Origin of the sequence: Pseudomonas sp. FSL R10-2964 (assembly GCF_009600035.1) — a bacterium.
Lineage (GTDB): Bacteria > Pseudomonadota > Gammaproteobacteria > Pseudomonadales > Pseudomonadaceae > Aquipseudomonas > Aquipseudomonas bubulae.
In genome coordinates, this window is the sequence record NZ_WIWH01000032.1 from 60485 (window position 1) to 67976 (window position 7492).

10 protein-coding genes are annotated in these 7492 nt (G+C 60.4%); 5 read left to right on the top strand and 5 right to left on the bottom strand.

Annotation, left to right across the window (positions count from 1 at the left end):
- Positions 1-55: 55 nt before the first annotated feature.
- The 5 genes from GHN92_RS17685 to GHN92_RS17705 form a co-directional block, all read right to left on the bottom strand.
- Positions 56-247, bottom strand: a complete 192-nt coding sequence (locus GHN92_RS17685; protein ID WP_095002636.1) for a DUF1289 domain-containing protein — start codon at positions 245-247, stop codon at positions 56-58.
- A gap of 161 nt (positions 248-408) precedes the next feature.
- Complete coding sequence (gene scpB, locus GHN92_RS17690) at positions 409-1341, bottom strand: SMC-Scp complex subunit ScpB (protein WP_153380680.1); 933 nt, start codon at positions 1339-1341, stop codon at positions 409-411.
- 12 nt (positions 1342-1353) lie between these two features.
- Positions 1354-2052 carry a ScpA family protein gene (locus GHN92_RS17695; protein ID WP_170943745.1) on the bottom strand — a complete coding sequence of 233 codons (699 nt, stop codon included), beginning with the start codon at positions 2050-2052 and terminating at the stop codon, positions 1354-1356.
- A gap of 119 nt (positions 2053-2171) precedes the next feature.
- Positions 2172-2804, bottom strand: coding sequence for an L-threonylcarbamoyladenylate synthase (locus GHN92_RS17700; RefSeq protein WP_088377747.1), 633 nt, complete (start codon positions 2802-2804; stop codon positions 2172-2174).
- A 13-nt stretch (positions 2805-2817) separates the two neighbouring features.
- Positions 2818-3681 (bottom strand): PHP domain-containing protein, encoded by an 864-nt coding sequence (locus GHN92_RS17705; RefSeq protein ID WP_095002640.1) that lies wholly within the window; start codon positions 3679-3681, stop codon positions 2818-2820.
- An 84-nt stretch (positions 3682-3765) separates the two neighbouring features.
- On the opposite strand from GHN92_RS17705, the gene GHN92_RS17710 reads away from it, so the two are divergent.
- From GHN92_RS17710 to GHN92_RS17730, 5 genes are all read left to right on the top strand, one after another.
- Positions 3766-4368, top strand: a complete 603-nt coding sequence (locus tag GHN92_RS17710; RefSeq protein ID WP_095002641.1) for a septation protein A — start codon at positions 3766-3768, stop codon at positions 4366-4368.
- A gap of 1 nt (position 4369) precedes the next feature.
- Positions 4370-4669: a YciI family protein gene (locus GHN92_RS17715; RefSeq protein WP_095002642.1), complete on the top strand. Its 300-nt coding sequence runs from the start codon at positions 4370-4372 to the stop codon at positions 4667-4669.
- A 60-nt stretch (positions 4670-4729) separates the two neighbouring features.
- Positions 4730-5407 (top strand): response regulator transcription factor, encoded by a 678-nt coding sequence (locus GHN92_RS17720; protein ID WP_095002643.1) that lies wholly within the window; start codon positions 4730-4732, stop codon positions 5405-5407.
- Between the two features lie 142 nt (positions 5408-5549).
- Positions 5550-5981 (top strand): Spy/CpxP family protein refolding chaperone, encoded by a 432-nt coding sequence (locus GHN92_RS17725; protein WP_153380682.1) that lies wholly within the window; start codon positions 5550-5552, stop codon positions 5979-5981.
- A gap of 77 nt (positions 5982-6058) precedes the next feature.
- Positions 6059-7393 carry a sensor histidine kinase KdpD gene (locus GHN92_RS17730; RefSeq protein WP_095018929.1) on the top strand — a complete coding sequence of 445 codons (1335 nt, stop codon included), beginning with the start codon at positions 6059-6061 and terminating at the stop codon, positions 7391-7393.
- The last annotated feature ends 99 nt before the right edge of the window (positions 7394-7492 follow it).

Below are 7492 nucleotides of genomic sequence, written 5' to 3' on the forward strand. Positions count from 1 at the left end.
ATCATACGCGGATATTGGCCATTGCGCATCAAAGGCTAGTCACGAAGTGCGTGGCTCACTTGGTTTTCCGCCGGCCGGTGGCCTCAAGCGCCAGTAAACGCAGGGCGGATTCGGCCAGCACCGCACGTTTTTCGTCTTTGTCGAGTTTCTTCCAGGCCTTGATTTCACGCTTGGTTCGCCCGCAGCCCAGGCAAATGTCGTCGGTGAACTTGCAGACACCGATGCAGGGGTCTTTGGTTGCAGTCATGGCAGCCCTCCGAAAATTGTGTGGGAGCGGGTTTGCTCGCGATGGCATCGCTGCGGTGTGCCTGACAGTCCGCGTCGTCTGCATCGCAGGCAAGCCAGCTCCCACGGGTCATGCATTGCCCGCAGAATCCGCGGCTTGCCAGGATCCTTAATGGGAGTGCATCAGTCTTCCTGCTCGCGGCGTTCCTGTTCGATGGCTTCGGCCAGGGCCTGAGCCTCAAGCTCTTCGTCGCTCAAGGCAGATCGCTGCTCAAGTGCAGCAACCGCAGCGCGCAATCGCTCGCGGGCCAACTCGGCCGCAGAGGGTTGCTGCGGTTGTGGTTGGGCTTCTATTTCCGGCTCAGGCTCAGGCTCAGGCTCTAGAGCTTCAACTGGCGCAACGTCGCGCAACAAATCATCAAAGTCGGTTTTAAGACCTTCCTCCATCGAGTCCAGTTCCGTCAGCAGGGTGCGGAAGCTGGTTTCGTCTTTCGGCTCTTCCGGCTCGGCGCTTTCGTCGGCCAGCGCCTGAAGATGCGCAGGCACCGGGGCATCGTCAAAATCGAGGATCGGATCCGGCTCCAGCTCGCGCAGCTCGGCCAGTGGCGGCAATTCATCGAGGCTCTTGAGGTTGAAGTGGTCAAGAAAGCCCTTGGTGGTGGCAAACATCGCGGGCTTGCCCGGCACGTCACGATAACCCACCACGCGAATCCACTCGCGCTCCAGCAGTGTCTTGACGATATGGCTGTTGACCGCCACACCGCGCACATCTTCGATCTCGCCACGGGTAATGGGCTGGCGATAAGCGATCAGCGCCATGGTCTCCAGCATGGCCCGCGAGTAACGTTGCGGGCGTTCTTCCCACAGACGTCCGACCCAGGGCGAGTACTTTTCGCGGATCTGCAGGCGATAGCCGGAGGCAACTTCTTTCAGTTCAAAGGCGCGGCCGTCGCAGGATTTGCGCAGCAGTTCCAGGGCCTTCTTGAAGACCGGCGGTTCCGGGCGCTCGCCCTCTTCAAACAGTTCGAACAGGCGCTCAAGGCTCTGCGGCTTTCCCGAGGCCAGCAGAAAGGCCTCAAGCAAGGGGGCCAGCTCGCGGGGTTCAGTCAAATTCATGGTTTCAGCTCTTTATTCGGCTCTTGCCCGCACATGGATCGGCGCGAAGGGTTCATTTTGTACCAACTCGATCAGCGACTCTTTGACCAGTTCAAGAATGGCCATAAAGGTCACGACTACACCCAACTTGCCTTCTTCAGCGGTAAACAGCTCGACAAAGGGTACAAAGCCACCCCCCTTGAGACGCTCAAGTACGTCGCTCATGCGTTCGCGGGTCGACAGGGCCTCACGGCTGACCTGATGACTTTCAAACATGTCGGTGCGGCGCAGCACTTCGGCCATCGACATCAGCAGCTCTTCGAGCGCCACATCCGGTACCAGTTTGCGCGCCCGTGCTTCGGGAGCATCGAGCTTGGGCACATAGATCTCGCGCCCTACCCGGCTGAGCCCCTCAATGCCTTCAGCGGCAGCCTTGAAGCGCTCGTATTGCTGCAGGCGGCGAATCAGCTCGGCACGGGGGTCACCCTCGTCCTCCTCGATTTCGGCCGAACGCGGCAACAGCATCCGCGACTTGATCTCGGCCAGCATCGCGGCCATGACCAGATACTCGGCCGCCAGCTCCAGGCGCACGGTTTTCATGAGCTCGACATAACCCATGTACTGGCGGGTAATTTCCGCCACCGGAATGTCGAGAATGTCGATATTTTGCTTGCGGATCAGGTACAGCAGCAGGTCGAGCGGGCCTTCAAAAGCGTCAAGAAACACCTCCAGTGCATCCGGGGGGATATACAGGTCTTGCGGCATTTCGATGACCGCCTGGCCATAGACCATGGCCAGAGACAGTTCTTGCTGGGCACCGGCCCGGGCCTCAGGTGCTTCTACGTCAGACATCAGGCCTCGACCATAAAGGGTTGAGGATCACCGCAGCCCACCCGCACGATCTCGGGGTCACCACTGTCCACCAGGCTGATGACAGTGGAGGCCTTGTTGCCGCCAAAACCGCCGTCAATGATCAGGTCGACCTGTTTTTCCAGGGCATCACGGATTTCATACGGGTCTTCCATCGGCTCGCTCTCGCCCGGCAGGATCAGGGTCACGCTCATCAGCGGTTCGCCCAGCTCTTCAAGCAATGCCAGCGCAATCGGATGGCTCGGTACGCGCAGGCCAATGGTACGGCGTTTAGGGTGCAGCAGCAGGCGCGGCACTTCGCGGGTGGCGTTGAGGATAAAGGTGTACGGCCCCGGCGTATGCGCCTTGAGCAGACGGAAGATGCCGGTATCCACCTTGGCAAACAGCCCCAGCTGCGACAGGTCACAGCACATCAGGGTGAAGTTGTGCTTGTCGTCCAGGTTGCGCAGGCGCTTGATCCGCTCGATCGCACCCTTGTCACCCATCTGGCAACCGACGGCATAGGACGAGTCGGTCGGATAAATCACCACCCCACCCTTCTTGATGATTTCAACGGCCTGTTTGATCAGACGCGGTTGTGGGTTTTCCGGATGAATCTGGAAAAATTGACTCACAGTGTTTACCTGTTCAGACGTTGGCAGTGGGTTTGTCATATTTGAATCGACACCACAATGGCGGCAAGTCTTCCGGAAGCGGACGGTATTCGCCGATCTCGGACCACCCTCCTGGACCATGAAAATCACTGCCGGCACTGACCAGCAGACCGAATTCACGCGCAAGGATCGCCAGGCTGCCAACCTGATCGGCCGGCTGGTACCCGTTGACCACTTCAATCGCGTGACCCCCAGCTTGAATATAGTCGCCAATCAGCCGTCGGCGCTTGCTGCGGGTAAAATCGTAGTGCGAGGGGTGCGCCAGACTGACCCAGGCGCCTGCTGCGCGCAGGGTGGCGACGGTGTCTTCCAGGGTCGGCCAGTGCAGCTTGACGTCCCCCAGCTTGCCGGCCCCCAGCCATTTGCGGAAGGCTTCGGCGCGATCCTTGACGTAACCGGCCTCGACCAGAAAATCGGCAAAATGCGGACGGGCCGGGGCGTTGCCGCTGTCACCCAGGGCTTGCTGGATAGCCCGTGCGCCTTCAAGCGCACCAGGCATACCCTTGAGCGCCAGCTTGCGACTGATCTCTTCGGCGCGCAGCCAGCGGCCATCGTGCAATTTGGCAATGGCCTCGACCAGCGCCGGGGCGTTGACATCGAAACCGTAGCCGAGCACATGAATCGTCGCCCCGCCCCAGGTGCAGGACAACTCCACGCCGTTGACCAATGTCATGCCCAGCGCCTGCGCCGCCGCGCGGGCTTCGTCGAGGCCTTCAAGTGTATCGTGATCGGTCAGGGCCAGGACTCGCACACCTTTCTCGAACGCACGCGCGACCAGTACCGCAGGCGCCAGGGCGCCATCGGATGCCGTGCTATGGCAATGCAAGTCAATTTCCACGGGGATTTAATAACCTCTAGCTGACGCTTTCGCTGTCATTGATGTTTGTTATTATGCCGCCACATCCTGCTTCTGGCTGCCACTGTGAAACAATTCATCGACTTCATCCCGCTGTTACTGTTTTTCATCGTTTACAAAATCGAACCGCGCATCGTCGAAATCGGCGGGCACAGCCTGTCGGTCGGCGGTATCTACAGCGCTACCGCCATGCTGATCATCAGTTCGCTGGTGGTGTATGGCGCGCTGTTTATCAAGCAACGCAAACTCGAAAAAAGCCAATGGCTGACCCTGATCGCCTGCCTGGTATTCGGCAGCCTGACTCTGGCCTTCCACAGCGAAACCTTCCTTAAATGGAAAGCCCCGGTGGTCAACTGGCTGTTTGCCCTGGCGTTTGCCGGCAGCCACTTTATCGGCGACAAGGTCCTGATCAAGCGCATGATGGGCCACGCCCTGAGCCTGCCAGATGCCATCTGGACCCGCCTGAACGTGGCCTGGATCGGGTTTTTCCTGTTCTGCGGCGCGGCCAACCTGTTCGTGGCATTCACTTACCAAAGCATCTGGGTCGACTTCAAAGTGTTCGGCAGCCTGGGCATGACTGTGTTGTTCCTGATCGCCCAGGGCATTTACCTGTCGCGCCATCTGCATGACACCGACCCGACTGATACCACCCCCAAGACCAAGGACTGACATGCTCTACGCCATCATTGCAACAGACGTCGCCAATTCCCTCGAAGCTCGCCTGGCTGCCCGCCCTGCGCACCTTGAGCGCTTGCAACAACTGAAAGCCGAAGGCCGCATCGTACTGGCCGGCCCGCACCCGGCCATCGACAGCAATGACCCTGGCGCTGCCGGTTTTAGCGGCAGCCTGATCGTGGCCGAGTTCGAATCCCTGAACGCTGCCCAGGCCTGGGCCGAAGCCGACCCTTACGTTGCCGCTGGCGTATATGCCAATGTCAGCGTCAAGCCGTTCAAGCAAGTCCTGCCGTAACCTGTATCTTTACCGGCAGCCGGCGCAAACAGCACCGGCACCGGTCAAATCGAGTAAGTCATGAGCGACCTGTTACTGATAGATGATGACCAGGAGCTGTGTGAGCTGCTGGTCAGTTGGCTGAGCCAGGAAGGCTTTCAGGTTCGCGCATGCCACGACGGTGCCAGCGCCCGCAAGGCGCTGGCAGAGTCCAGCCCCGATGCCGTGGTGCTGGATGTCATGCTCCCCGACGGCAGCGGCCTTGAGCTGCTCAAGCAACTGCGCAACGACCACCCTGATCTGCCGGTGCTGATGCTCTCGGCCCGAGGCGAACCGCTGGACCGCATCCTGGGCCTGGAGCTGGGCGCCGATGACTACCTGGCCAAGCCTTGCGACCCTCGCGAGCTGACAGCCCGCCTGCGCGCCGTGTTGCGCCGCAGCCACCCGGCGGCGGTGTCCAGCCAGATGGAGCTGGGCGACCTGTGTTTCAGCCCGATGCGCGGCGTGGTCACCATCGACCAGCGCGACATTACCCTGACCGTGTCTGAAAGCCGCATCCTTGAAGCCCTGCTGCGCCAACCGGGTGAGCCGCTGGACAAACAGGAACTGGCGCAGATCGCCCTGGGCCGCAAGCTGACCCTGTACGACCGCAGCCTGGACATGCATATCAGCAACCTGCGCAAAAAGATCGGCCCGCACCCGGATGGCAGCCCGCGCATCGTGGCACTGCGCAGCCGCGGGTATTTCTACAGCGTCTGAGAAAAGCGCCCTCACCCTGTGTAAATCCCCGGCAAAACCGTCTTTACCAAAGCTTTACCCACGGTTGACAGCGATTGACCTTGATCTCCCTAAACTGGGCGCATCCGGAACAACCGGAATCCAAATTCAAAGGAGACACACCATGCGTAAGACTCTAATTGCTTTGATGTTTGCTGCAGCACTGCCAACCGTCGCAATGGCCATGCCTGGTGGTGACGGCCAGATGGGCCCTCGTCACGGCGGCGAGCACCACGGTCGCGGCGACGCCCCTTACAGCCAGCTGGACCTCACCCGCGAGCAGCGCCAGCAGATCGGCAAGCTGATGGGCGAGCAAATGCATGATCGCAAGCAACTGGTCGAGAAGTACCTGGAAAAACTGCCAGCCGCCGACCAGAAAGCCCTGAAAGACGAGTTGAAGGCCAAGCACGACAAAACCCAGAGCGATATTCGCGCCTTGCTCAAGCCTGATCAGCAAAAACGCTTCGACGAGATGCAAAAGAAACGCGCCGAGCGTCAAGCCGAGATGAAAGAGTTTAAGGACTGGAAAGCACAGCAAGCGCCAAAAGCGCAATAATCTGTCTGCCCACCAAGCCCAACGGCTCACGCCGTTGGGCTTTGGTCGTTTCAATCAATGACTTGTGAGGAATTACCGTGCGATCACTGTTTTGGCGCATTCTCGCCAGCTTCTGGCTGGCGATTGCCCTGGTCGCAGGGTTGTCGATCCTGCTGGGGCATATGCTCAATCAGGACGCATGGATTCTCAGCCGTCATCCCGGGATCGCCAATCTGGCGCAACAGTGGACCGAGCGTTACGAAACTCAGGGCGCCGATGCGGCGCAGGATTTCCTTGAACGGCGCAAGCGCCGTTATCACATCGACGTGCAAGTGCTCAACGAAAGTGGCGACCCGCTGGTACGTGGCACCTTCCCGCGTCGGGCAGCCGCCTGGGAAGCCCGCCAGAATCCGGGCACAGAACAGTTGCCATGGCGTCGCCTGACCGTCGAATACACCAGCCCGAAAACCGCCGAAACCTATTTGCTGATTTACCGCATTCCGCACCCGGAACTGGATGCCTGGCACCGCCAGAGCCTGATCTGGCCTCTGAGCGCACTGGGGATTGCGCTGGTGGTGCTGACGCTGTTCAGCCTGATGGTGACGCTCTCGATTACCCGCCCGCTCAAGCGTCTGCGCGTTGCCGTGCATGACCTTGGGCAAACCACTTACCAACAGAACAGCCTGGCGCAGTTGGCGTCGCGACGTGATGAATTTGGCGTGCTGGCCACCGACTTCAACCGCATGGGTGCCCGCCTGCAAAGCCTGATCGGCAGCCAGCGCCAACTGCTGCGTGATGTGTCCCACGAGCTGCGCTCGCCCCTGGCCCGACTCAAGATCGCTCTGGCCCTGGCTGAACGCGCCGGGCCTGAAGAACGTGAAAAACTGTGGCCACGCCTGACCCGCGAGTGCGACCGGCTGGAATCGTTGATCAGCGAGATTCTGACCCTGGCCCGGGTCGATGCTGATCAGGCCAGCGCCGAGCAGGTCGACCTCAATGCACTGCTCAACACCGTGCAAAAAGACGCCTCGATGCTGGCCCCCGAGCAGCCCGTACTGCTGCAAGCCGAACAGGGGTTGGGCCTCAACGGCTGGCCAACGATGATCGAGCGCGCCGTGGATAACCTGTTGCGCAACGCGCAGCGCTTCAACCCGCCTGGCCAGCCGATTGAACTGAGTGCGGAGCGCGAAGGCGAACACATCACCATCAAGGTTCGCGACCATGGCCCGGGGGTCGCTGAAGAGTACCTGGCGCAATTGGGTGAGCCGTTTTTCCGCGCACCCGGCCAGACCGCGGCCGGCCACGGGCTGGGATTGGCCATTGCGCGACGGGCGGCGGAACGCCATGGCGGGCGGCTGATGCTGGGCAATCACCCGGATGGCGGATTTGTTGCCACCCTGGAGTTACCGCTGAAACCGGACGGTAACCTGTAAAGGTTTCGCAGCAATTTGATCGCGTAGCAGCAACTGTCTTGCCCAGTCATTCACGTTCGCCATGCTGTGCCGTCGCGCAGCATGGCGTTAAGCCGGATC